General features: G+C 70.6%; 2 protein-coding genes. Both read right to left on the bottom strand.

The genetic code is table 11. The features are described 5' to 3' along the window. Window positions 1-8,355, bottom strand: an 8,355-nt coding sequence (locus tag BR31_RS0124180; protein WP_156042603.1) for a non-ribosomal peptide synthetase, incomplete at its 3' end; no start/stop codon positions are given. Window positions 8,356-8,526: 171 nt separating this feature from the next. After that, complete coding sequence (locus BR31_RS29910) at window positions 8,527-25,818, bottom strand: amino acid adenylation domain-containing protein (RefSeq protein ID WP_269321363.1); 17,292 nt, start codon at window positions 25,816-25,818, stop codon at window positions 8,527-8,529. Between the last annotated feature and the right edge of the window lie 6 nt (window positions 25,819-25,824).

The following is a 25,824-nucleotide window of genomic DNA, read 5'->3' as shown; positions in this document are numbered from 1 at the left end:
CAGTGCCACCACGTCGTCGATCCCGACGCCGAGCGCGATCAACTCGTGCGCAAGCAGGTTCGCGCGCCGATCCAGTTCACCGCGGTTGACCGTCACGCCCGCCTCGACCACCGCCGGGGCGCCCGGATCCTGCGCGACGCGCGCGTCGATGCGCTCGAGCAACGTCTCGGAGGTGCGGGTGAGTTCGGTGCGGTTGTACGAGTCGAGCAGCTGTAGCTCGTCGTCGGTGATGAGCCGCAGCGAGCCGACGTTCGCCTCCGGACGCGCCACGAACTCCCGCAGCACCCGGATCGTGCGATCGAGATGACCGGCGACGGTCGCCTCGTCGAAGGCCTCGTGCTGGAACTCGGCGGCGAGGTGCAGACGGCCGTCGACCGGCGCGGCCACGATCGAGAGCGGGAAGTGGCTCGCGGCAGCGGATTCCACACCCATCAACCGCATGCCCGCGATGTCGACGTCGCCGCCCACTCCGGAGGTGTCGACCGGATAGGACTCGTAGATCACGGCGGTGTCGAAGAGCGCGGCGTCGCCTGCCGCGCGGTGGATGTCGGTGAGGCCGAGGAAGTGGTGGTCGAGCAGGCCTGCCTGCTCGGACTGCAGGCGGGCCAGCAGGTCACGAACGGCCTCGCGCGGATCGAGCCGCACGGCAACGGGAATCGTGTTGATGAACAGTCCGGCCATCGACTCGACCCCGGACAGGTCCGACGGCCTGCCGGACACGGTGGCACCGAACACGACGGTGCCCCGGCCGCTGAGCATGCCGAGCACGACACCCCAGGCCGTCTGCACCAGCGTGTTGAGCGTGACACCGAGCTCGGCCGCGAGCGCCTCGGCGCCCGCGGTCTCCTCGGCGGAGAGCGAGCCCTCCACCTTGCCGGGCACCGCGGCGTGGTTGACGCCCTGTACCGCGGGCGCCAACAGGGTCGGGTCGTCCGCAACGGCAAGCGCCGTGCGCCAGGTCTCGAGCGACTGCGCGCGGTCCTGCCCGGCCAGCCACTGCAGGTAGTCCTTGTAGTCCCTGGCCCGGGGCAACACCGAATCGTCGCCGTCCATGGCGTAGAGCGCCATCAGCTCACGGATGACCAGCGGGGTGGACCAGCCGTCGAGGATCACGTGGTGGTTGGTGAACACGAGCTGCCAGCGATCGGCCGCCACTGCCAGCAGGGTCAGCCGGACCAGCGGCGGTGTCGCCATGTCGAAGCCGGTCGCCCGGTCCGCGTCGAGGATCCGCTGCCGCTCGGCCGCCATCGACTCCTCGTCGAGGCCGCTGAGATCGTGCACGGTGAGCGGGACCCGCGTGTCGCCGACCACGACCTGGACCGATCCCACGGCCTCGTCGACGAGGAACACCGAGCGCAGGTTCGGGTTCCTGACCAGGAGCCGGTCGGCTGCGCGACGCAGCCGATCGGCATCGACCGATCCGGCCAGGTCGAGCACGAACTGCGCGGTGTAGACGTCCACCACGTCCGGCATGCCCTCGGTGAGCAGCGCATGGAACAGGAGGCCGTGCTGCAGCGGGGACAGGGACCAGAGGTCCTCGACGCTCGGGTACCGGGACTCGAACAGCTCGATCTGGTCCTGCGTGAGCGACACCAGCGGCAGGTCGGACGGGGTCAGGCCGCCGGCCGCCTCGGTGCGTGTGTGCTCGCTGATGGCGGTCATCGCGGTGCGCCAGAGGCCGGCGAACTCCTCGACCTCCGCCGCGGTGAGCACGCCGGTTGCGTACGACAGGGTGGCCGACAGGCCGCCGCCGGGCAGCACCGACGCGTTGATCTCCAACGCGGACTCGGGTGCCATGGCCGGATCGGCCGCACCACCGAGCTCGCCGCCGTCGGTGACCGGGATCCAGCCGAGCTCACGGATCTCGTCGGTGAGCTCCCCGGTCCCGAACCTGCCGAGGTAGTTGAAGCTGATCTGCGGAACCGCCCCTGAGCTCAGCTCCGCGCCGGTCTCGGGGTTGAGGTACCGCAACAGGCCGTACCCGATGCCGTTGTCCGGCACCGCCAGCAGCTGCTCCTTGACGGCCTTGACCGCCGTGCCCGCCGACGCCCCGCCCGCAAGCGCCTCATCGAGGTCGGCCCCACCGAGGTCGAGCCGAACGGGGTACACGCTGGTGAACCAGCCGACGGTCCGCGAGAGATCGGCGCCCGGCGCCACCTGGTCCTCGCGGCCGTGTCCCTCCAGGGTGATCAGGGTCGAGGACTCCCCCGCGCCGCTTCCGCCGCGGGCTCGCCGCCATGCGGCGACGGCGACTGCGAGGGCCGCGAGCAGGCCGTCCTGGGCACCGCCCCGGAATCGGGTGGGCACCCCGGTGAGCAGTCCGTCGGTCACCGAGGCGGGCAACTCGAGAGACACCTGTCCCCTTGTCGCCACGGTGTCGAGCTGCGCGTCGAGCGGCCGCGACCCGATCGGCGCCTCCGGCGTCGCGAGAACCTCACGCCAGTAACCGAGTTCGGCCACTCGCGAGTCCGAACGTGCCTCGTCGGCGAGGGCGTGTGCCCACCGCCGCATCGAGGTGATCTCGGGCTCGAAGCTCGGCGTACCGCCCGCGACGATCTGGCCCCAGGCCGAGGCGAGGGCGGGCACCAACAGGCGCCAGGACACGCCGTCCACCACGAGGTGGTGCAGCACCAGGAGCAGGCGTCCGTTCGCGTCACCGAGCTGCGGCGCCGGATCGAACCAGACGACCTGCACCATCGCACCGGTGGCGGGGTCGAGTCGGTCCGCGGCCGCGTCCAGTGCCGCCGCCGCGATCCGCTCGAATCCCGCACTGCCGGGGGCGTTCTCGGAATCGAACTCGATCCGGTCGATCACCGCTTTCGCGTCTACCGTGCCGACCTCGCGGGTGCGCAGCACGGGTGCGCCCCCGTCCGCAGAGGCCAGCACCGACCGCAGCATCGGATGCTGGTCCAGCACCGCCTGCACCGTCGCCGCCAGGGTGTCGCGGTCGAGTCCGAGCGGCGCCGTCAGCAACACCGCCTGGGAGAAGCGCGAGCCCGCGCCGTTCTCCAGCGCCCAGCGCGCCACCGGCAGCAGCGGCATGTCACCGACACCGCCGCCTGCAAGCTCCTCCAGCACCGGGACGCCCGCCTCGGCGACCGTCGTCGCGACCTGTGCCAGACCGGTGACGGTCTTGCGTTCGAAGACATCCCTGGCCTTGATCAGCACGCCCGCGGCCTTGGCCCGGGACACCAGCTGGATCGAGACGATGCTGTCGCCGCCGAGCGCGAAGAACGAGTCGGCAACGCTGACCCGGTCGACGCCGAGAACCTCGGCGAACAGACCGGCCAGCAGTTCCTCCATCGCGTTCGACGGAGCGACATACGAGTCCGCGGACGAACCGAAGTCCGGTTCCGGCAGCGCCTTCCGGTCCACCTTGCCGTTGATCGTCACGGGCAGCTCATCGATCACCACGATCGCCGAGGGCACCATGTGCGGCGCAAGCGAACGGGACACGAACTCGGTCAGCTCGCGGTCTGTTGGCTCGACACCGGGGACGGGCACGACGTAGGACACCAGCACGGTGCCGCCGGCAGGCCCCTCCCGGCCGATCGTGTACGCGATGTCGACGGAATCGTGCGCCGCCAGTGCGCCGTCGATCTCACCGAGCTCGATCCGGAAGCCACGCACCTTGAGCTGGAAGTCACTGCGCCCCAGGTACTCGATCTCGAGCCGGGACCGGTCCCCCGTTGCGGACCGGTCGACCCAGCGGACGAGGTCACCGGTGCGGTACATCCGGGCACCCGCCCCACCGGACATGTCGGCCACGAACCGGGCCGCGGTCAGGTCGAAACGGCCGTGATAACCGCGGGCCAGCGCCGGACCCGCGAGATAGAGCTCGCCCGTCACGCCGAAGGGGACGGGGCGCAGTCGCCCGTCGAGGACCACCGCGGACACCCCGCGGATCGGGCCACCGATGGTGACGCGCGCGCCTGCGACCATCGGTTCCGAGATGGTCGCGATCATGGTGGTCTCGGTGGGGCCGTACAGGTTCCGGAAGGGATAGGTGGGCGCCCATTTGGACACCAGCTCCGGACTGACCGCCTCACCGGCGACGGAGATCGACTCCAGGTCCACCAGGCCGGTGGGATCGACGGTGTTCAACGCGGCGGGTCCGGTGTAACCGTGCGTGACCCGCTGCTCGAGCATCACTTCGCGCAGCTCGTCGCCGCCGTAGATGCCCGGTGCCACGATGACGGCGGCCGCGCCCGCGACCGAGGCCATCAGCAGTTCCCACACCGCGCCGTCGAAGCTCGGCGATGCGAAGTGCAACACCCGGGACGTGGCCTGCACGCCGAACTTCTCCCGGTGCTCGGCGACGATGTTGACCAGGCCGGTGTGCGTGACCGCGACGCCCTTGGGCAGCCCGGTGGATCCCGAGGTGTAGACCATGAACGCCGGGTTGTCCACGTGCGCACCAGTGGTGCGCTCGGCGTCGAGGATCGGATCCGTGCGCTCGGCGTTCCAGTCCGCAAGGAAGCCAGGATCGTCCATGGCCAGCCAGCGCACGCCGGTCGGCAGTCCGGAGAGTGCCCCCGCCGTGGTCAGGCCGAGCGTCGCCCCCGAGTCCGAGGCCATGTGCTCGATCCGGTCGGCGGGATAGGCGGGGTCGATCGGCACGAACGCCGCGCCGGTCTTCGCGACGGCCCATACCGCGACCGCCGACTCGATCGACCGCGCCAGCGAGAGCGCCACGAAGGTCTCGGGGCCTGCTCCGTGCGAGATCAACACCCGGGCAAGGGCGCTCGATCGATCGTCGAGCTCCCCGTAGGACACCACGCGGTCACCGGAGACCAGGGCAGGCGCACCGCGATCCGCGGTTCCGGAGGTCAGCAGGTCCGCCAGCGACACCGGGGCCGCGGAATCCGCGCCGTGCACGGGAGTGAGGGCCCGCCGCTCGTCCGGGCTGGTGATCTCCACGTTGCCGACCGGAACCAATGGATCAGCGGTGACCGCCTCGAGCAAGCGCACGAACCGCTCCCCGAGGGTGCGCACGCTCGATTCGTCGAACAGGTCGGTCGCGTAGACCAGGGTGCCGGTCATCCCCGACCGATCGGCCTTCTCGCCCAGCGAGAGCTGCAGGTCGAACTTCGCGAAGGTCACGCCGGGGTCGACCTCGCCGACCACGAGGTCGGGCAGTTCGAGGACCGCGGCCTCGGTGTTCTCCAGCGCGATGACAACCTGGAAGATCGGCGAGTGCGCGGTCGACCGCTCGGGAGCGAGGAGTTCCACCAGGCGCTCGAACGGCACGTCCGCGTGCGCGAGCGCACCGATGTCCGATTCCCTTGTGCTGCGCAACATCTCAACGAACGACTTCGCCGGGTCGACCACGGTCCGCAACGCCAGGGTGTTGACGAACATGCCGACGAGGTCGTCGAGTTCACGCTCGCCGCGACCCGCGGTCGGCGTACCGAGGACGATGTCGTCCGTGCCGGACAGCTTCGAGAGGAGCACGGCGAACGCGGCGTGCACGGCGGTGAACAGCGTCGCCTCGTGCTCGCGCGCCAGCTCGAGCAACCGGCCGTGCAGATCCTGGCCGATCTCGAACTCGACCCGTGCGCCCTCCATGGAGATGACCGCTGGACGCGGGCGATCGGTCGGCAGCGGCAGCACCTCGGGGATCCCGGCGAGCTCGTCGACCCAGTAGCCGACCTGGCGCGCCAGCAGCGACTCCGGATCGTCCTCGACGCCGAGCAGCTCGCGCTGCCACATCGCGAAGTCCGCGTACTGGACCTCGAGCGGCGCCCACTCGGGGCGCTCACCGCTGACCCAGCTCGAATACGCGACGACGATGTCCCTCGCCAGCGGCGCCATCGACGCGCCGTCGGAGGAGATGTGATGCACCAGGAACAGCAGCACGTGCTCGTTCTCGGCCAACCGGAACAGGCGCGGCCGGACCGGGATCTCGACGGTCACGTCGAAGCCCTGCGACGCGAGCTCCGCGAGGGTCGCCATCAGGTCGGCATCGTCACGGACCTGGACCGGGGTCAGATCGATGTCGAGGCCGTCGGCGGGCAACACCACCTGGTGCGGACCGTCCCCGTCGTCCGGGAACACGGTGCGCAGCGACTCGTGCCGCTCGAGCACACTCGTCACCGCGGCCGCAAGGGCCTCGGTGTCGAGCGCTCCGGTCAACCGGATGCCGAGTGGCAGGTTGTACGCGGGCGACGTGGTGTCGAACTGGTTGATGAACCACATCCGAGACTGGGCCAGCGACAACGGGGTCCGCTCGGGTCGCGGCTGCGCCACGAGTTCCGGCCGACGACGACCGGTCCCCGCCCCAGCGGCCGCGAGCGCGGCCAGCCCGGCCACGGTCGGCGCGTCGAACACCTCGCGCAGGTTCACGTCCGAGCCGAGTGCCGCGTTGGCCCGCGCCACCACCCGGGCCGCCGACAGCGAGTTGCCACCGATCTCGAAGAACGAATCGTCAGCGCCGACCCGCTCGATGCCGAGGATCTCGCCGAAGATCTGCGCCACCACGATCTCGGCCGGGGTAGACGGCTCCCGGTAGTGATCGGAATGCGACTCGAACCGCGGGCGCGGCAGTGCCTTCCTGTCGATCTTCCCGCTCGTGTTGAGCGGCATCTCGTCCAGTACCAGCAGCAGGTCGGGGACCATGTACGCCGGCAGGGTCCGACCCAGGTCGGCCAGCACCTGATCGGTGTCGATCGTCGTGCCCGCGGCCGCGGTCACGTACCCGACGAGCCGCTGCACCCGGTTGTCGTCGTGCACTACGACGATGGACTGCAGGACGTCGGGATTGGCGACCAGCGCGGATTCGATCTCACCGAGCTCGATGCGGAGACCGCGGATCTTGACCTGGAAGTCACTGCGCCCCAGGAACACCAGCTCGCCGTCGCTGCGCTCGCGCACCAGGTCGCCGGTCCGATACAGCCTGGCGCCGTCGGTTCCGAACGGGCTCGCGATGAATCGCGAGGCGGTCAGTGCTGTCATGCCCCCGTAGCCGCGGCCGACCGCATTGCCACCGATGTAGAGCTCACCCGTGATACCCGCGGGAACCGGCCGCAGTCGGCCGTCGAGGACGTGATACTCCACTCCCTCCCACGCGGTACCGATCGGGATCTGGCCCTGTTCGGCGTCCGGCGCGGAGAGGTCCAGCTCATAGATCGACGTGACGTCGGAGGCCTCGGTCGGACCGTAGCTGTTGACCATCCGCGTCCCGGAGCCGATCAACCCGCTGTACGCGGCGGGCCGGATCTGCTCACCGCCGAGGATCACGGCACCCAGGTTGGTCAGCACGCCCTCGGTGTCGAGATCGGCTAGCACCTCGAAGGCGCTCGGCGCCATGTTGGCGATCTGGACGTCCCCCGTACCGATCTGACGCAGGATCGGCTGCGGGTCGAAGCCGTCCTCCGACAGGTGCAGCACGCCGCCGTACGCGAGCGCGACCCAGATGTTCTTCTGGGTCAGGTCGAACAGCGGCGAGTTCGCCATCAGGACGCCGGTGCCCGCACCGAAGTCCAGCATGCGGCGGTAGGCCTGGAAGGTGTTGGACACACCGCGCATCGGCACCAACGTCGGCTTCGGACGGCCGGTCGATCCCGACGTCGAGATGACATAGGCCAGCCGCATACCCGCGTCGTCGTCCGTCCACGGGTCCCGATCCGGATCCGCCGCCTCGTGCGCCTCCATGCGCGCCGCGGTGTCGGGATCGTCGAGGACCGTCACCTCGAACGGAGCCTCGGCCAGCGCGGGCCAACTGCTCAGCGCGACCACCGCCCTCGCCCCACTCGCCTCGATGAGCCCCTCGGTCCGCTCGATGGCCCACGCGGGATCGAGCGGCGAGTAGGCGGCGCCGAGCTTCCACGCCGCGAGCATGCCGACGATCCACTCGAGTGATCGGGGAACGATCAGCGAGACGACATCATCGGGTCGCACACCCCGAGACACGAGTTCCCGCGCCAACTGGTTGGCCCTGCGGTTGAGCTCGCCACGGGTGGTCGGGCGGCCGTCCTCGACGACGGCGATCGCCTCGGGATCGCGCTCGACCCACTCCTGCCACAACGCGACGGCCGAGACCAACGGCCATCCGTCGGCGGGCAGGGCGGCGGCTTCCTCGGGAAGGTCGAGGGTGGAGGCGTCGGCGTGGATCCTGTCGAGCACGCCACCGATGCCGCCCTCGGCCGCTACGATCGTCGGAACCAGACCGGTGAGGACCACGGACACGATCGCATCGGCATCCATGCCGCGATCGGAAAGGGCCCCCGCCAGCAGCTGCAGCCGCTCGTCGAGCTCCCGGTACGTCACCGACATACCGTCCACCGACACGACAACGGTGTCCGGACGATCGGAGGCGAGAGCGGAGATCGATCGTGTCAGATCCGCAGCAGACAACAGGTCCTCCGTGACGTTTCACTCGGTTTAAACGTCGGCGAACCGTCACGGACAGAAATCCCCACACGTTTCGCCGCCCTCAGAACCTTACGTGAACCGTCGAACAGGCTCGAATCCCGTCGTCGGCCCGCGTCACACCTGACGGAAGTGGTGTGACGCGGGACACACGGGCTACTCGACGGGGCCCGACATCAGTTCCCGCAGGACCGGGCCGATCTCCGAGAGCGCCTCGGGCGAGAGCATGGCCCAGTGCGTGGTGTGCACCGACCTGTGCCGAACCGAACCGGACACCGCACCCGCCCAGGAGCGCGCCGCGACGGAATCGTCCTCTCGGCCGTGCGCCGCGGTGAACAACACCATGTCCCCGTCGACGGTCGGCGGCACATACCGGTGCATCAACTCGATCGAGTTCGTCGCCGACGCAACCATCTGCCGCAGCCAGTCCTCGGACACCGCGGACAGCGGCCCACCCGTCGACTCCCGCAACAACGCCAGCACCTCATCGATCGACGCCGCCTCAGGATCCAGCTCTGCCGCGCCCGCGATACCGAAGCCACCGAGGATCTCCTCCGCGGTCACCGCCTGCTCGCCGAGCTGATCGGCGGCGTCGCCGGCGAAGCTGTCGAGCATCACGAGCCGCTCCACCTGCTGACCGTCGGCCTGCAACCGCACCGCCATCGCGTGTGCGATCACGCCGCCGAGCGACCAGCCGACCAGCCGGTACGGTCCCTCCGGCTGCACCGACCGGATCTCCGTCACGTACCGATCCGCGATCTCCTCGATCGAGCCCGGCAGCGCGGTGTCCCCGGACGCCGCCGGCGACTGCAGGCCATAGATCGGAATCCGCGGGTCGAGCACCGACGACAACGCCGAGTACGCCCACGAGAGCCCGAGCACGGGGTGCACCACGAACACCGGCGGCCGGTCCCCGGCGGTGCGGATCGGCAGCAGCACGTCGAACATGCCCGCCTCACCGGCCGCACCATCGGCGTCACCCTCGATCGCCGCGGCGATGCCTGCCGCCGTCGGATCCATGAACACCGCCCGCAGCGGCACCGTGACCCCGAGTTCCTCGGCGAGCCGCGCCATCACCCGGGTCGCGGTCAGCGAGTTACCGCCCAGGTCGAAGAAGGACGCGTCCACCGACACCCGCTCCAGGCCGAGCACCTCCGCGAGCACCCCCGCGACGGTGGCCTCGGTGGCAGTGCTCGGCGCCCGGTACTCGCCCGCGTCGGCGAACTCCGGCACCGGCAACTGCTTGCGGTCGAGCTTGCCGCTGGCGTTCAGCGGGAACTCGTCGAGCACGACCACGGCGTTCGGCACCATGTAGGCGGGCAGCGCGCCGCCGACGAAGCGCTTGAGCTCCTCGCCGTCGACCTCTCGACCGTCCTCGGGAACCACATACGCGACCAGCTGGTCACCCGTGCGCTCGTCCTGCACGACCAGCACCGCGGTCTGCAACACCGAGGTGTGTCCGAGCACCGCCGACTCGATCTCCTCGAGCTCGATGCGCTGACCGCGCAGCTTCACCTGGAAATCGGTACGCCCGATGTACTCGAGCACCCCATCCCCACGACGCCGCACCAGGTCACCCGTCCGGTACATCCGCTCACCCGCAGCACCGTACGGGTTCGCCACGAACCGATCCGACGTGATCCCGGGCCGCGTCAGATACCCACGCGCCAACTGCGGGCCCGCCAAGTACAACTCGCCCGCCACCCCCGCCGGAGTCGGCCGCAAACCTGCATCCAACACATGCACCTGGACATTCCACTGCGGCAACCCGATCGGCGTCGTGACCGTGTCCTCCGCACGCGCCTCCCAGTTCGTCACCGACACCGCCGCCTCCGTCGGCCCGTACATGTTGTGCAGGCCGGCGTCGGTCAGCTCACGCCACCGTGCCGCCGTCTCCGGCGGCAACGCCTCACCGATCACGAACGCCCGCTTGAGCGTCCGCAACGACGCCGCGTCGGCGACCGCGACGAACACACCAAGCGGGGACGGCACGAACGTCGCCGTGGTAACACCGTGTTCGGCGATGACCTCCGCAAGGTACGACGGGTCCTTGTGACCGTCCGGCTTGGCGATCACCAGGCGAGCACCGTTCTGCAAGGCCCAGAAGAACTCCCACACCGAGACATCGAACGTCATCGCGATCTGCTGCAACACCACATCATCGGCGCCCAGCCCGTACTCGGACTGCTTCCACACCAACTGGTTGACGATCGCCCGATGCGTGACCACCACGCCCTTCGGCTTACCCGTCGAACCCGACGTGAACATCACATACGCCGAGTTGTCCAGATGCAGCGGCGCCTGCCGGTCCGCATCGGTGACCGGAGTCGCCGCATGGCCGGACACATCCAGACGGTCGATCTCGAGCATGTCGAAACGCCCGTCCACCTCGAACCGATCCCGCGACGTGGTCAGCACACACACCGGCGCCGCCGTCTCGAGCACATAGTTCGTGCGGTCCGCCGGATGATCCGGATCGATCGGCACATACGCGCCACCCGCCTTGACGATCGCGTACATACCGATCATCAGATCCAGCGAACGCCGGATACCAAGCCCCACCATCGATTCCGGGCCGACACCCATCTCAATCAGGTGACGGGCCAACCGATTCGCCCGCGCATCGAACTCCGCATACGTCAGCTCCTGGCCCTCGAACACCAGCGCCACCGCATCCGGCGTCCGCGCCACCTGGACATCGAAGAGATCGGCCAGCGTCGCCGCCGGGATCTCGTGATCGGTGGCGTTGAGCTCGTCGAGCCGGGCCAACTCGGCGCCGGAGAGGACCTCCAGCTGGGCGACCGTGCTCTCCGGGGCGTCCACCAGGCGCGCGAGCACGCGATCGATGCGGTCGATCACCGACTGCATCTGCTCCCGCCCGAACACGTCCGGCAGGTACTTGGCCTGGATCTCCAGCTTCTCGCCCTGCTCGATGTACAGCGAGAGCGGGAAGGTGTTCGCGTCCACGCCCTCGACCCCGAGCAACCGCATACCGTCGATGTCGCCGTCGCCCCCGGCCGACGTCGCGTCCACCGGGTACGACTCGAACACCGTGATCGTGTCGAACACGGCACCGGCACCCGCCCGCTGCTGGATCTCCGGCAGGCCAACGTGATGGTGCTCGAGCAACTCGGACTGCTCCAGCTGCACCCGCGACAGCAGCTCGCGCAGCGTCTCGCCGCGGTCGAGCCGCACCCGGACGGGCAGCGTGTTGATGAACATGCCGACCATCGACTCGACGCCCGGCAACGCGGCCGGGCGACCCGAGACCGTGGCACCGAACACGACGTCGTCACGGCCGACCAGACGCGAGAGCACCAGACCCCACGCCGCCTGCACCACCGTGTTGAGGGTGACGCCGAGGTCCCGTGCGAGGGACTCGAGCGCGCCGGTGCGCCCGCCGTCCAGGTCGAGCGTCAGCACCTCGGGCATCGACGACTGCTCGCGGCCCCGGTCCTCCGGTGCGAGCAGCGTCGGATCCTCGGTGCCAGCCAACGACCGCGTCCAGGCATCGAGGGAGGCCTCCGCATCCTGTGCCCCGAGCCACGCCAGGAACTCCCGGTAGGAGCGCGCGGGCGGGAACGCGGAGGCGTCGCCGCGGGTTGCGTACAGCGCCACCAGGTCCCGGAAGATCAGCGGCATCGACCACCCGTCCACCAGCAGGTGGTGGGTGGTGAGCACCAGCTCGTACCGGTCGGCGGCGGTGTGCACCAACGACAGCCGCACCAGCGGGGGTGCCGCCAGATCGAACCGCGCATTGCGGTCATCCGCGCGGACGCGTCGCAGCCGCTCGGCGGCCTCGGCCTCCGGCAGCCCGGCCACGTCGATCGACCGGAAGGCGACCTCGGCACGGCCAACGACGACCTGCAGCGGGTTGCCGTCCTCGTCGTGGACGAACCCGGCCCGCAGGTTCGGGTGCCGGTCCACCAGCGCCTGCGCGGCGGCCCGCATCCGGTCCGCGTCGACGATGCCGCCGAGGTTGACGACCACCTGCGAGGTGTAGACGTCGAGCGAGGTCGAGCTCTCCGCCAGGGTGGCGTGGAAGACCATGCCCTGCTGCAGCGGGGTCAGGGACCACACGTCCTCGAGCGACGGGTAGCGGCGCTCGAGCCGGTCGATCTCGGCCTGGCCGATCCGCACCAACGGCAGGTCCGACGGGGTGAACACCTGCCGGCGCTGCCCCTCGGCCGGGACCGCCCATGCGACCACGGCCTGGGCCGCACGCGCCCACAGCTGCGCGAACTCGTCCACCTCGTCCCGCGTGAGCAGACCCTGCGGGAAGGCGAATCGGGCCGTCAGCCGGTCACCGCTGACCTCGGCGTTGATGTCGATCGCCGCGGCGGCAGGCAGGTCCGGATCGGGAGCCGCCGAGACCGACAGCTCGCCTGCCGGGGCAGGCAGCCAGCCGACCGGGGTCCCCACCGCCTGCTCCTCGCCGCCGCCCATGCGGCCCAGGTAGTTGAAGCCGATCTGCGGCAACGGGTGCCCGGCCAGCGCCGGGGCCGTGCGCGGGTTCAGGTACCGCAGCAAGCCGTAGCCGATGCCCTTCTCCGGCACCGCCCGCAGCTGCTCCTTGACCGACTTGAGCGCGTCACCGACGGCCGCGCCGCCGGCCAGTGCCGCCGCCGCGTCGATGTCGTGGAGGTCGAGCCGCACGGGGTACATGCTGGTGAACCAGCCGACGGTGCGCGACAGGTCGGCACCCGGGACCACGTCCTCCTCACGGCCGTGACCCTCGAGCTTGATCAGCGCCGAGCTGCCCGCCACTCCGCGCCGCTCGCGCCACGCCACGACGGCGAGGGCCAGCACGGTCAGCAGGCCGTCGTCGACCCCGCCCCGTACCGCCGCGGGCACGGCGGTGAGCAGGGCGTCGGTGGTCTCGGGGGTGAGCTCGACACTCACCTCCGCGATGTCGGCGAACAGGTCACGGCTCGGGTCGAGGGGCCGCTCGGTCAGGAGCGGATCCTCGGCCTCGACCACGGCGGTCCAGTGGTCCAGCTCGGCCTCGCGGGCCGGGCGGACGGCCTCCTCGGCGAGGGCATGCGCCCAGCGCCGCATGGAGGTCGCGACCGGGGCAGGCTCGGGCGCGTCACCGGCCGCGATCGCCTGCCAGGCGGTGAACAGGTCCCCGACCAGCAACCGCCAGGACACACCGTCGACCACCAGGTGGTGCACGACGAGCAGCAGGCGGCCGACCGCGTCGGTGCCGGGGGCCGGGTCGAACCAGACGTACCGGGCGACGTCGCCCGTGGTCAGGTTCAGCTCGGCGGCCGCGGATTCCAGCGCCGGCCCGGCCAACGCATCGAACCCGGCGGTGCCGGGCAGCGCGTCCGGACCGAACTCCACCCGTGTGAGCAGTCCGTCGACGTCGACCTCTGGGGCGACCCGCAGGATCGGCTCGCCCTCGACCGGCGGGATGGCCGCACGCAGCATGTCGTGCCGCTGCACGACCGCGGAAAGGGTGGCCACGAGCCCCGCCCGGTCGATGCCTGCGGGCAGGGCCAGGTAGGCGGGCATGAGCAGCCGGTCGTGGCCGCCCTGGCGTTCGGTCATCCACCGCATGATCGGGGTCAGCGGCATGTCGCCGACGCCGCCTCCCGGCAGCTCGGCGAGGGTCTCCGCGGCACCGTCGGCGATCGGGGCGACGACCTGCGCCAGCGCCGCGACCGTCCGGTGCTCGAACACATCACGGGTGCGCAGCCGCAGTCCGGCCGCCTTGGCGCGGGCCACCAGCTGGATGGAGACGATCGAGTCGCCGCCCAGCTCGAAGAACGAATCGGTGACACCGACGCGCTCGACGCCGAGCACCTCCGCGAACAGCTCGGCGAGCACCCGCTCGGTCTCCGTCGAGGGCGCCACGTGATCCTCGACGGCCGACCCGAAGTCCGGGTCGGGAAGCGCCCTGCGATCGACCTTGCCGTTGACGGTCAACGGGATCGCGTCCAGCACCACCACCGCGGCCGGGACCATGTGGGTGGGCAGGCTCTGGCCGACGTGCGCGGTGAGCTCGCCGGCATCGACGCTCCGACCGGGGGCCGGCACCACATACGCGACGAGCAGCGTCGCCCCGGACGGACCGGTGCGGCCCAGGGTCACGGCCGTGTCGACTGCGGGGTGCGCGGACAGCACACCGTCGATCTCGCCGAGCTCGATGCGGAAGCCGCGGATCTTCAGCTGGAAGTCGCTGCGCCCGACGTACTCGATCTCGAGTCCGCCGGCATTGCCGGAGTCGGGACCGTGCCCGTCGACCCAACGGACCACGTCGCCGGTGCGGTACATCCGCGAGCCGGCCGATCCAAAGGGGTTGGCCACGAAGCGATCCGCAGTCAGATCGAACCGGTTGTGGTAGCCGCGGGCCAGGGCCGGTCCGGCGAAGTAGAGCTCGCCGGACACGCCAACGGGTACCGGCCGGAGCATGGAGTCGAGGACCAGGGCATCGGCACCCCGGATCGGGCCGCCGATGGTGATCCGCTCCCCAGGAACGGTGGGCCGGCTCATGGTGATGACCATCGACGTCTCGGTCGGGCCGTAGACGTCGAACAGGTTGCGGCCCGGCGCCCACTTGGCGATCAGCTCGGCGGACACCGCCTCGCCGCCGACCGCGACATTGGTGAACTCGTCCAGACCGGTCGGGTCGACGGTGCCCAGCGCCGCAGTGGTCACGAAGCCGTGCGTCACCCGGTGCCGCCGCAGCTGGTCGGCCAGCTCCTGTCCACCGACGATGCCGGTCGGCACGATCACCATGGTCGCCCCCGCCCCGACCGCGAGCAGCAGCTCGAGCACCGCGCCGTCGAAGCTCGGCGAGGCGAAGTGCAGGGTCCGCGAGGAGGCCGTGATCGAGTAGTGCTCGCGCTGCTGGCGCGCGAAGTCCGCCAGGCCGGTGTGCGTGACGAGCACGCCCTTCGGCTTGCCGGTCGACCCGGAGGTGTACACCATGTACGCCCCGTGTCCGGTGTGCAGCGGTGCACTCCGGTCGGCATCGGTGACCGGCGTGGACGGGTACCGGCCGAGCTCGGCCTCGAAGGCCGGGTCGTCGAGCAGCAGCCAGTCCACCCCGCCGGGCAGGGCGTCGACATGCGCCCGGTCGGTGATCCCGACCAGCGCGCCGGAGTCGGTGACCATGTGCTCGATGCGATCGGCCGGGTACTTGATGTCGAGCGGCACGAAGGTCGCGCCGGTCTTCGCGATCGCCCACACGACAACCTGCGCGGCGATCGACCGCGGCAGCGCGTACGCGACGAAGGTCTCCGGGCCGGCCCCTCGGTCGATCAGCAACCGCGCCAGCGCGTTCGACCGGTCGTCGAGCTCGCCGTAGGTCATCTCGCTGCCGTCGCCACCGTGCACAAGGGCCACCCGGCTCCGGTCGGCGGCCGCGGCGGTCAACAGCTCGGGCAGGGTCGTCTGCGCGACCGACGGGAGGCCGGCCACCGGGGCCAGCACCGCCCGCTCCTCGGCTGAGGTCACCGCCAGCGCGGCCACCCGCGCCGACGGGTCGGCAACCAGCTGGTCGAGCACGCCGACGAACCGGTCGGCGAGCGCGGCGATCTGCCGCGCGTCGACCAGCTCGGTCACGTGCATGAACTTCAGGTGCAGCGTCTCGCCGAGGCTGACCGTCAACGCCACCGGGTAGTGCGCGGCGTCGACACCGGAGACGCCGGCGACCCGCATGCCTGCGATGTCGGTCTCCGACGTCGCGCCCGCCATGTCGACCGGGTACGACTCGAACACCACAAGGGTGTCGAACATCGCGGCATCGCCTGCCTGCCGCTGGATGTCGGCCAGGCCCACGAAATGGTGGTCGAGCAGGTCGGCCTGCTCGCGCTGGATGCGGCCGAGCAGCCCTGCCACGGTCTCGGCCGGCCGCAGCGTCGCGCGTACCGGCAGCGTGTTGATGAACAGGCCGATCATCGACTCGACACCGTCGATCTCGGGCGGCCTGCCCGAGACGGTGGCGCCGAAGACGACGTCGTCGCGGCCGGTGAGCCCTGCGAGCACGAGCGACCAGGCCACCTGGACGAGGGTGTTCGGGGTGACCCCGAGCTCCCGCGCCAGCGCGGTCGCGCGGGTGGTCGACTCGACGGACAGGTCCAGTTCGTGGTGGCCGGTCGTCGAGGTCTGGGTGCGGCCCCGATCCCCGGAGACGAGCAGGGTCGAGCCCTCCACACCGGCGAGCGTGTCCGCCCACACCCGGCGCGAGGACGGCAGATCCCGGTCGCCGAGCCAGGCCAGGTAGTCCCGGTAGGTCCTGGCCGACGGCAGCGCACGGGCGTCCCCGTCGGTCAGGTACAGGAACAGCAGTTCCTTGATGATCAGCGGGGTGGACCAGCCGTCGGTGACCATGTGGTGGGTCATCACGATCAGCTCGTACCTCTGGGGCGCCAGGCGCACCAGCAGGAACCGCATCAGCGGCGGCGCCGACAGGTCGAACGGACGCTCCCGGTCCTCGGCGGCCAGCCGGGTCCGCTCCGCGTCCTGCCCTGCCCGGTCGAACTGCGACAGGTCGAGCACCTGGAACGGCAGCTCGGCGCCGTCGAGCAGCACCTGTACCGCCACACCGCTGTCATCGGTGACGAATGCCGTGCGGAAGGTCTCGTGCCGGTCGATCAAGGCCTGGCCGGCCCGGCGCATCCGCTCGGCGTCGACGTCGCCTGCCAGCCCCATCACCATCTGCGCGGTGTACACGTCGACCGCGACACCCTCGGCGAGGCTGGCGTGGAAGTACATGCCGTACTGCAGCGGCGACAGCGACCAGATGTCGCGCAGCGCCGGGAAGCGCTGCCGGTAGCCGTCGATCTGGCGCTGGGTGAGCGACACCAATGGAAGGTCCGACGGCGTCTGCCCCTCCGCGCCGGGCGCGTCGACGGCCCTGGCCACGGCGTCGAGCGCCGCCACCCACAGCCGCGCGAGCTCGTCGACCTCGGCCTCCGACAGCACCCCGGTCGGGAAAGCCCAAGCGGCGGTGAGCCGTTCGCGGCCATCGACGTGCTGGACGACCGCGTTGATGTCGAGGGCGGTCACCGGCATTCGCGGGTCGAGTGCGGAGCCGAGCTCGACGTCGTCACCCGCAGGGACCCAGCCGAACGAACGCATCTCGTCGGTGATCTCGACGGATCCCGCCCGGCCCAGGTAGTTGAAGCCGATCTGCGGGGCGTTGCCGCCCGCGAGGGCCGCGGATCCCTCTGCGTCGAGGTGACGCAGGAGTCCGTAGCCGATGCCCTTGTCGGGAACCTGGCGCAGCTGTTCCTTGACCGACTTGACCAGCTCGACCGTCGACGCACCGCCGTCGAAGGCGGCCACGATGTCGATCTCGGCCACGTCGAGGCGGACGGGGAACAGGGAGGTGAACCAGCCGACCGTGCGGGACAGGTCCGCGCCCGGCACGGTCTCCTCCTCGCGGCCGTGGCCCTCGAGCCCGACCAGGGTGGCCCGGGCCTGCACGCCGCGATCGGCGCGCCACCGTGCCACCGCCAGCGCCAGCGCGGCCAGCAGCCCGTCGTTGACGGAGCCGCGGAAGGTCTCCGGCACCGCGGTGAGCAGGGCCTCGGTGGTCTCGGCGGATGCCTCGACGCGGACGGTCCTGGTGGTCTCGACGACGTCGATCTCGGGGTCGACGGCCCGGGAACCGAGCACCGGGTCGTCGCCGCCCTGCACCTCGCGCCAGTGCGCGAGCTCCCCGCGCCGACCGGCCGCGGCCTCGACGAGGCCGTGCGCCCAGCGGCGCAGCGAGGTGCCCGTTGGGGCGAGCTCCGGCTGCGCGCCGGAGTGGATCTGACCCCACGCGGACGCGAAGTCCGGCAACAAGATCCGCCAGGACACGCCGTCCACCGCCAGGTGGTGCACGACCATGAGCAGGCGCCCGTTCGCCGCCTGGTCCGCCGGGGCGAACCACACGAACTGGGCGACCACGCCTGCGACCGGGTCGAGCCGGTCGGCGGCGGCCTCGAACTCGGCCCGGATCGATGACGCGTATGCCTCGTCGCCGGGGGCCGTGTCCAGGTCGATCCGCCGGATCACCTCGGCTGCCGCGAGGCCGCCGGGTTCCGCCACGGTTCCGCCGGAACCGTCCGCGTACCAGCGCATCCGCAGCGCGTCGTGGCGGTCGAGGACGGCCTGCACGGTCGCCTCGAGGACCTCGGCGGTGATGCCTGCGGGCAGGGTCACCATGTTGGACTGCGAGAACCGGCGCAGCAGTCCGCCGCGCTCGGCGAACTCGGCCATGATCGGCGTCGCAGGGAACTCCCCGACACCGCCGCCGGGCAGCTCGTCGAGCACCCGGGTGCGGGCGCTGTCGTCCTCGGCCACGGTCGCCAGGGCGGCGACGGTGCGGTGCTCGAAGACCTGCCGTGCGGTCAGCCACAGCCCGGCCGCCTTGGCGCGGGTCACCAGCTGGATGGACATGATGCTGTCACCACCGAGCGCGAAGAACGACTCCTCCACACTCACCCGATCCACACCGAGCACCTCCGCGAACACCGCCGCGAGAGCCACCTCCGCCGGGGTCCGCGGCGCCACATACGCATGCTCGTCGCCACCGAAGTCCGGCGCAGGCAACGCCTTACGATCCAGCTTGCCGTTCCCGGTCACCGGCATGACCTCGAGCACCACGATCGAATCCGGGACCATGTAGCCGGGCAGCGTCGCCGACAGCACGGACTGCAGCGCGGACGCCTCGACACCCGCACCGACGACATAGCCGACGAGCCGCTTGCCGCGTTCGGTGTCCGCCGCGACCACGACGGCCTGCTCGACCGACGGCTGCTCGAGCAGTGCCGCCTCGATCTCACCCAACTCGATCCGCTGACCACGCAGCTTGACCTGGAAGTCCGTGCGGCCCAGGTATTCCAGCTGACCGTCGGAACCCCAGCGGGCGACGTCACCCGTGCGGTACATGACCGCACCCGGCTCTGCGGAGTACGGGTTCGCGACGAACCGCTCCGCCGTCAGAGCAGGCCGGTCGTGGTAGCCGCGTGCGACCTGACCGCCCGACAGATAGAGCTCACCCCTGACACCGGGGGCGACGGGGTGCAGACGCTCATCGAGGACGTAGGCCTGCGAGTTCCACACCGGGATGCCGATCGGCATCGTGGTGGTCTCCGACCCGTCCGCCCAGTAATGCACCGACGTCAACGTGGTCTCGGCCGGACCGTACGCGTTGTTGATCCGCACGTCCGACGCGCGCATCGTGCGTGCCGCCAGCTCCGGGCTCAACGCCTCGCCGGCCAGCTGGAGCGCCCGCACCGACGGCGGGAAGGCCAGCTCCGGTCCGGCGAGGAACGCCGCAAGCATGGACGGCACGAAGCCGAGCACCGTGGCGCCATGGCGGCGGGACAGCTCGATCAGGTACTCCGCGTCACGATGCCCCTCGGGCTTGGCGATCACCAGGTGTCCGCCGACGATGAACGGGACGAACAGCTCCCACACCGACGGGTCGAACACCGTCGGCGTCTTCTGGATCACCACATCCGCAGCAGTCATCTCGTACTCGCCGACAAACCAGCTGAGCTGGTTGACGATCGCCTCATGGCTGACCGACACGCCCTTCGGCACACCGGTCGAACCCGACGTGAAGATCACGTAGGCCGGGTTGCCGCGGTGCAACGGGCGTACCCGCTCGGCATCGGTGATCGGCGTGGCCGCCAGGTGCGCCACGTCGACCCTGTCGATCTCGACGACGGTCGCGCCCTCGGGCAGCGCCGCGTCGTCCCACGAGGTCGTCAGCACACACACCGGCCTGGCCAGCTCGAGCACCCGCTCGATCCGGTCCGCGGGCTGATCCGGATCCACCGGCACATACGCACCACCGGCCTTCATCACCGCATACATCCCGACCAGCATCTCCATCGAGCGCCGCGCCGCCAGGACCACCCGATCCTCCGGCCCCACACCCAACGAAATCAAATGCCGCGCAAGACGATTCACCCGCGCATCGAACTCCGCGAACGACAGCGTCACGTCCTCGAACGTCATCGCCGGCGCGTCGGGGTTACGCAACACCGAGCGATCCAGCAACTCCACCAACGTGGTCGACTCCACCGGCACCCGCGTCCGGTTGAACTCCACCAACATCCGCTCACGCTCGGCGGCGTCGAGCAGATCCAGATCGCCCACCACCACCGACGGATCAGCGACCACGGCCTCGAGAATCCGAACGTACCGCCGAGCCATCCGCTCGACCGTAGCGCGGTCGAACAGCGCGGTCGCGTACACGAAGGTTCCACGCAGCTCGGCCGCGTTGCCTGCCTCGCCGTGCCGGCTGAAGGCCAGCTCCAGGTCGTTCTTCGCCTGCCCGAGGTCGGCCGGCATCGCGGCGACCGTGAGCCCGGGCAGCTCGAAGACCGGACTGTCCATGTTCTCGAACCCGAACGAGACCTGCACCAGCGGCGCATGCGCTGTGGACCGCGGCGGATCGAGGATCTCCACCAACCGCTCGAACGGCAGATCCGCGTGCGAGAACGCCTGCAGGTCACCCTCGCGAACCGACTCCAGCACCGACTCGAAGGAAGCACCCGAATCGACGCGCGTCCGCAGCACCAGCGTGTTGACGAACATGCCCACGATCGGGTCGAGGGCCTCCTCACCGCGACCGGCCACCGCCGTCCCCACCGCGATGTCACCGGTACCGGACAGGTGCGCCAACAGCACCGCGTAGGCGGCCTGCATCACCATGAACGGGGTCGCGCCGCTCGCGCGGGCGAGCCGGTCCACCTGCAGCGCCAGTTCCGCGGGCACCGCGAACTCGTGGCGTTCGCCTGCGAGCGACTGCACGGCGGGGCGCGGCCGGTCGGTCGGCAGCTCGAGCAGGTCGGGCAACCCGTCCAGCATTTCGCGCCAGTGGGCCACCTGGTTCGAGATCACCGAGTCGGGATCGGTCTCGGCGCCGAGTGCCTCCCGCTGCCAGAGCGCGAAGTCCGCGTACTGCACCGCGAGCGGCTCCCACTGCGGCGCCTGACCCTGCGAACGGGCGACATAGGCGAGCATGACATCGCGGGCCAGCGGCGCCATCGACGCGCCGTCGGCGCTGATGTGATGGACCACGACCATCAGGACGTGGTCGCGCGCGGTCGGCGCGTCGGGGCCCTCCACCTCGAACAGCATTGCGCGCACCGGCAGTTCGGCGCTGACGTCGAAGCCGCGGCGGGCGAACTCGATCGCCCGCGGCATCAGATCCGATTCCGCGGTCCGGACGAGCTCGAGGCCGATCGCGGAGTCCTCCACCGACCGGATGACCTGATGGGGAGCGTCGCCGTCCGACGGGAACACCGTGCGCAGCGACTCGTGGCGTGCCAGCACATCGCGCATGGCCGCCTCGAGCGCGGCGACATCGATGTCGCCGGTCAGCCGGACCCCCAGCGGGATGTTGTAGGCGGCCGAGGCGGTGTCGAACTGGTTGAGGAACCAGATCCGCTTCTGCGCCATCGACAGCGGCACCCGATCGGGGCGCGGCCCTGCCACCAGCGCGGGCCGGTCGGCGTCGCGGCCGGCGGCCGACGCCGCGGCCACCGCGAGCGCCGCAACGGTGGGCGCGTCGAACAGCTCGCGCACACCAAGCCGGACTCCGAGCGCCGCATTCACCCGGGCGATCACCCGGGTCGCGACCAACGAGTTGCCACCTGCGTCGAAGAAGTCCTCCCCCACCGACACCCGGTCCACACCGAGGACGTCCGCGAAGACCCCCGCGACGACCTCCTCGATCGGATTACGCGGGGCAACGAACTCACCGGACTGCTCGAACACCGGCTCCGGCAGACCCTTACGGTCGAGCTTGCCGTTGGACGTCAGCGGGATCGCGTCCAACCGGAGGACGGTGCCCGGCACCATGTGCGCCGGCAGCCGCTCGGACGCGAACGCGGTCAGCGCGGTGGGATCCAGGTCGTGCCCGGCCGCGGGCAGCACATAGGCGACCAGCACGGTGGTGCCGGTCGGCAGCACGTGCGGCACGGTGGCCACGAACTCGACGCTGTCGTGCGCACCGAGCACACTGTCGATCTCGCCGAGCTCGACGCGCAGGCCGCGGACCTTCACCTGGAAGTCGCTGCGGCCGACGTACTCCAGCTCGGCGGTGGCATCCCCCGTCGCTTCGCTCGCCCGGGCGACCCAGCGCACCACATCACCGGTGCGGTACATCCGGCTGCCCGCAGGGCCGTATGGGTTCGCCACGAACCGATCCGCGGTGATCGCGAACCGGTCGTGGTAGCCACGGGCCAGGTCGGGTCCGGCGAGATAGAGCTCGCCCAGCACCCCGCGCGGCACGGGCCGCAGGCGTGAGTCGAGCACGAATGCGGACACGCCGCCCATCGGCGCGCCGATGGTCACCGGCTCCCCGGCCACCAGCGGAGCCGTGGCGGTGACGATGACGGTGGTCTCGGTGGGGCCGTAGGCATTGCGGAAGGTGCGCCCAGGCGACCAGCGCGCTGCCAGTTCGGGGGTACACACGTCACCTCCGACGATCACCGTCCGCAGCGAGTCCAGTCCGGCCGGATCGACCGTGGCCAGCGCGTTCGGGGTGATCACCATGCCGGTGACGCCCTGCCTGCCGATCAGTTCGGCGAGCTCCTCGCCGCCGAACACATCGGCCGGGGCAACCACAAGGGTCGCGCCCACGCCGAACGCGGCGATCAGCTCGCCGACGGAGGCGTCGAAGTTCGGCGCACACACGTGCAACTGGCGCGAGTCGCGGGTCGTCTCGTATAGCCGGATGATGTCGGTCGCGAGGGTGGACAGGCCGCGATGCGGCACCAGCACGCCCTTCGGCTTACCGGTCGAACCCGACGTGTAGATCACGTACGCGATCTGGTCGACGTGTACCGCGCCGAGCAGGTCGCTCTCGGTCATCGCGCCGGAGTGACGCGCGGCCACCGCGCTGACGGTCTCGGGATCATCGAGCACCACGGCCGCAACGGATTCCGGCAGCCGGTCGAGGTGCTCGCCGATCGTGAGCACGGCAATCGGATCGGCGTCGCCGAACATCTCCGCAATCCGCTCCACCGGATAGCGCGGGTCCACCGGCATGTAGGCGGCGCCGGTCTTGGCGATCGCCCAGATCGCGAGCACCGATTCCAGCGATCGGCGCAACGCGAACGCGACGACGGTGTCGGGCGCCGCGCCGCGAGCGATCAGCTCGCGGGCAAGCCGGTTGGCACGCTCGTCGAGCTCGCGGTAGGACCACTCGACGTCGCCGAAGACCAGTGCGATGTCGTCGGGGTGCAGCCGCACATTCATGGTCAGCAGCTCGGCCAGGGTGACGGGGCCCGCCTCCACCGGTGCCGGGGTGGTCAGCTCGCCGCGTTCGGCCGCGGAGAGGACCCCGATATCGCCGACGGCCGTGGTCGGCTCGGCCACCACCGCCTCGAGTATCCGGACCAGACGCTCGGCGAACGAGCGGGCGGTGTCGAGATCGAACAGGTCGGTTGCGTAGTCGAGCACCGCCGTGATCCCTGCGGCAGCGCCGTCGGTGTCGGGGTTCTCGCCGAGGCTGAGCTGCAGATCGAACTTGGCGACGGTGAGGGGTGCGGCGAGCTCGCCCACCTCGAGATCGGGCAGCTCGAGGGTTGCCCGCTCGGTGTTCGCCATCGACAGCGCCACCTGGAAGAGCGGCTGGTGCGCGGTGGACCGGGGCACCTCGAGCGCCTCGACGAGCCGTTCGAACGGGATGTCGGCGTGACCGAAGGCGTCCACGTCGTCCGACCGGACATCGGCGAGCAGATCGGCGAACGTCTGATCGGGATCGATCCGGGTGCGCAGCACCAGTGTGTTGACGAACATGCCGACGAGGTCGTCGAGTGCCCGCTCGCCGCGACCGGCGATGGGGCTACCGATGGCGATGTCCTGCTGGCCGCTGAGCCTCTCGAGCAGCACCGCGAACGCCGCGTGCACCACCATGAAGAGGCTGGCGTCGTGCGTGCGGGCCAGCTCGCGCAGTCCGCGGTGCAGCTCGGCCCCGACGGTGAACTCGACGGACTCGCCGCGGTAGGACGGCGACGCGGGTCGGACCCGGTCGGTAGGCAGTTCGAGCAGTTCGGGAAGGCCGGCAAGACGGTCGCGCCAGAACCCGATCTGCTTGGCGAGCACCGAGTCCGGGTCGGACTCGTCACCGAGCACCTCGCGTTGCCAGAGGCTGAAGTCGGCGTACTGCACCTCGAGCGGCGCCCATTGCGGCGCGGCGCCTGCGGCGCGCGCGACGTAGGCGGTGACGAGGTCGCGCGCGAGCGGCGCCACCGAGGAGCCGTCGGACGAGATGTGATGCGTCGAGATCAGCAGCACGTGCTCGGCCGCCCCGATCTCGAAGATCCGGACCCGCCACGGGATCTCCGCGGTGACATCGAAGCCACGCGAGGCGAAGGCGAGCATCTGCTCGGCCAGGTCCGCCTCGGTGACCGCGACGACGTCCACCTCGATGTCGACCTCGTCGGCATCCACGATCACCTGGTGGGGACCGTCCACGCTGTCCGGGAACACCGTGCGCAACGACTCGTGCCGACCCAGCACGTCGGCGAGCGCGGCGCGCATCGCGTCGAGGTCGACCCGGCCGGACAGCCGGATCGCCATCGGCACGTTGTAGACCGCCGACGCGGTGTCGAACTGGTTGAGGAACCACATCCGCTGCTGCGCCAACGAGAGCGGGATCCGGCCGGTCCGCGGCCGAGGGGCAAGCGCCGGACGGTGCGCGCCGGATGCGCCGGCTGCATCCACCCGGGCTGCCAGCTCGGCGACCGTGGGCGCCTCGTACAGGTCCCGCAGCCGCAGCGCGGCCCCGGCGGCCGCGTTGACCCGTGCGACGGCCCTTGTGGCCACCAGCGAGTCGCCGCCGAGCGTGAAGAAGCTGTCCGCGGCCGAGACCCGGTCCAGCCCGAGCAGCTCGCCGTAGACCGCGGCGATGGCCTCCTCGGTCGCGCCGATCGGGTCGACGTGGTCCGCCTCGGAGCCGCCGAACTCGGGGTCCGGCAAGGCCTTGCGGTCCAGCTTTCCGCTTGGCGTCAACGGGATCTCGTCGAGCACCACGACCGCCGACGGGACCATGTAGTCGGGCAGCGCGCGCCCGGCGACCTCGACCACCGCCTCCGCGAGGCCCTCGGATCCGCCCGCCGGCACCACGTAGGCAACCAGCCGGTCGACCCCGGTGACGGTGGTCTTGACCACCACCGCGACCTGGCCGACCCGAGAGTCCGCCGACAGCGCCGCCTCGATCTCGCCGAGCTCGACCCGCAGACCGCGGATCTTGACCTGGAAGTCGGTGCGGCCGACGTACTCCAGCTCGCCGTCCGCATTCCAGTACACGACGTCGCCGGACTGATACATCCGCTCACCGACGCCGCGGAACGGGTTGGCCACGAACCTGGACGCGGTGAGCGCCACCCGGTTCCCGTAGCCGCGGGCGAGCACCAGCGGACCACCGATGTACAGCTCGCCGGGTACACCAGGGGGCACCAGGCGCAGGTGCTGATCGAGCACGTACAG

Source organism: Rhodococcus sp. UNC363MFTsu5.1 (assembly GCF_000686785.1).
In the GTDB taxonomy this organism is placed as follows: Bacteria; Actinomycetota; Actinomycetes; order Mycobacteriales; family Mycobacteriaceae; genus Rhodococcus_G; species Rhodococcus_G maanshanensis.
The sequence above is the reverse complement of the archived record's forward strand: the minus strand, read 5'-3'. Positions and strand labels throughout refer to the sequence as shown.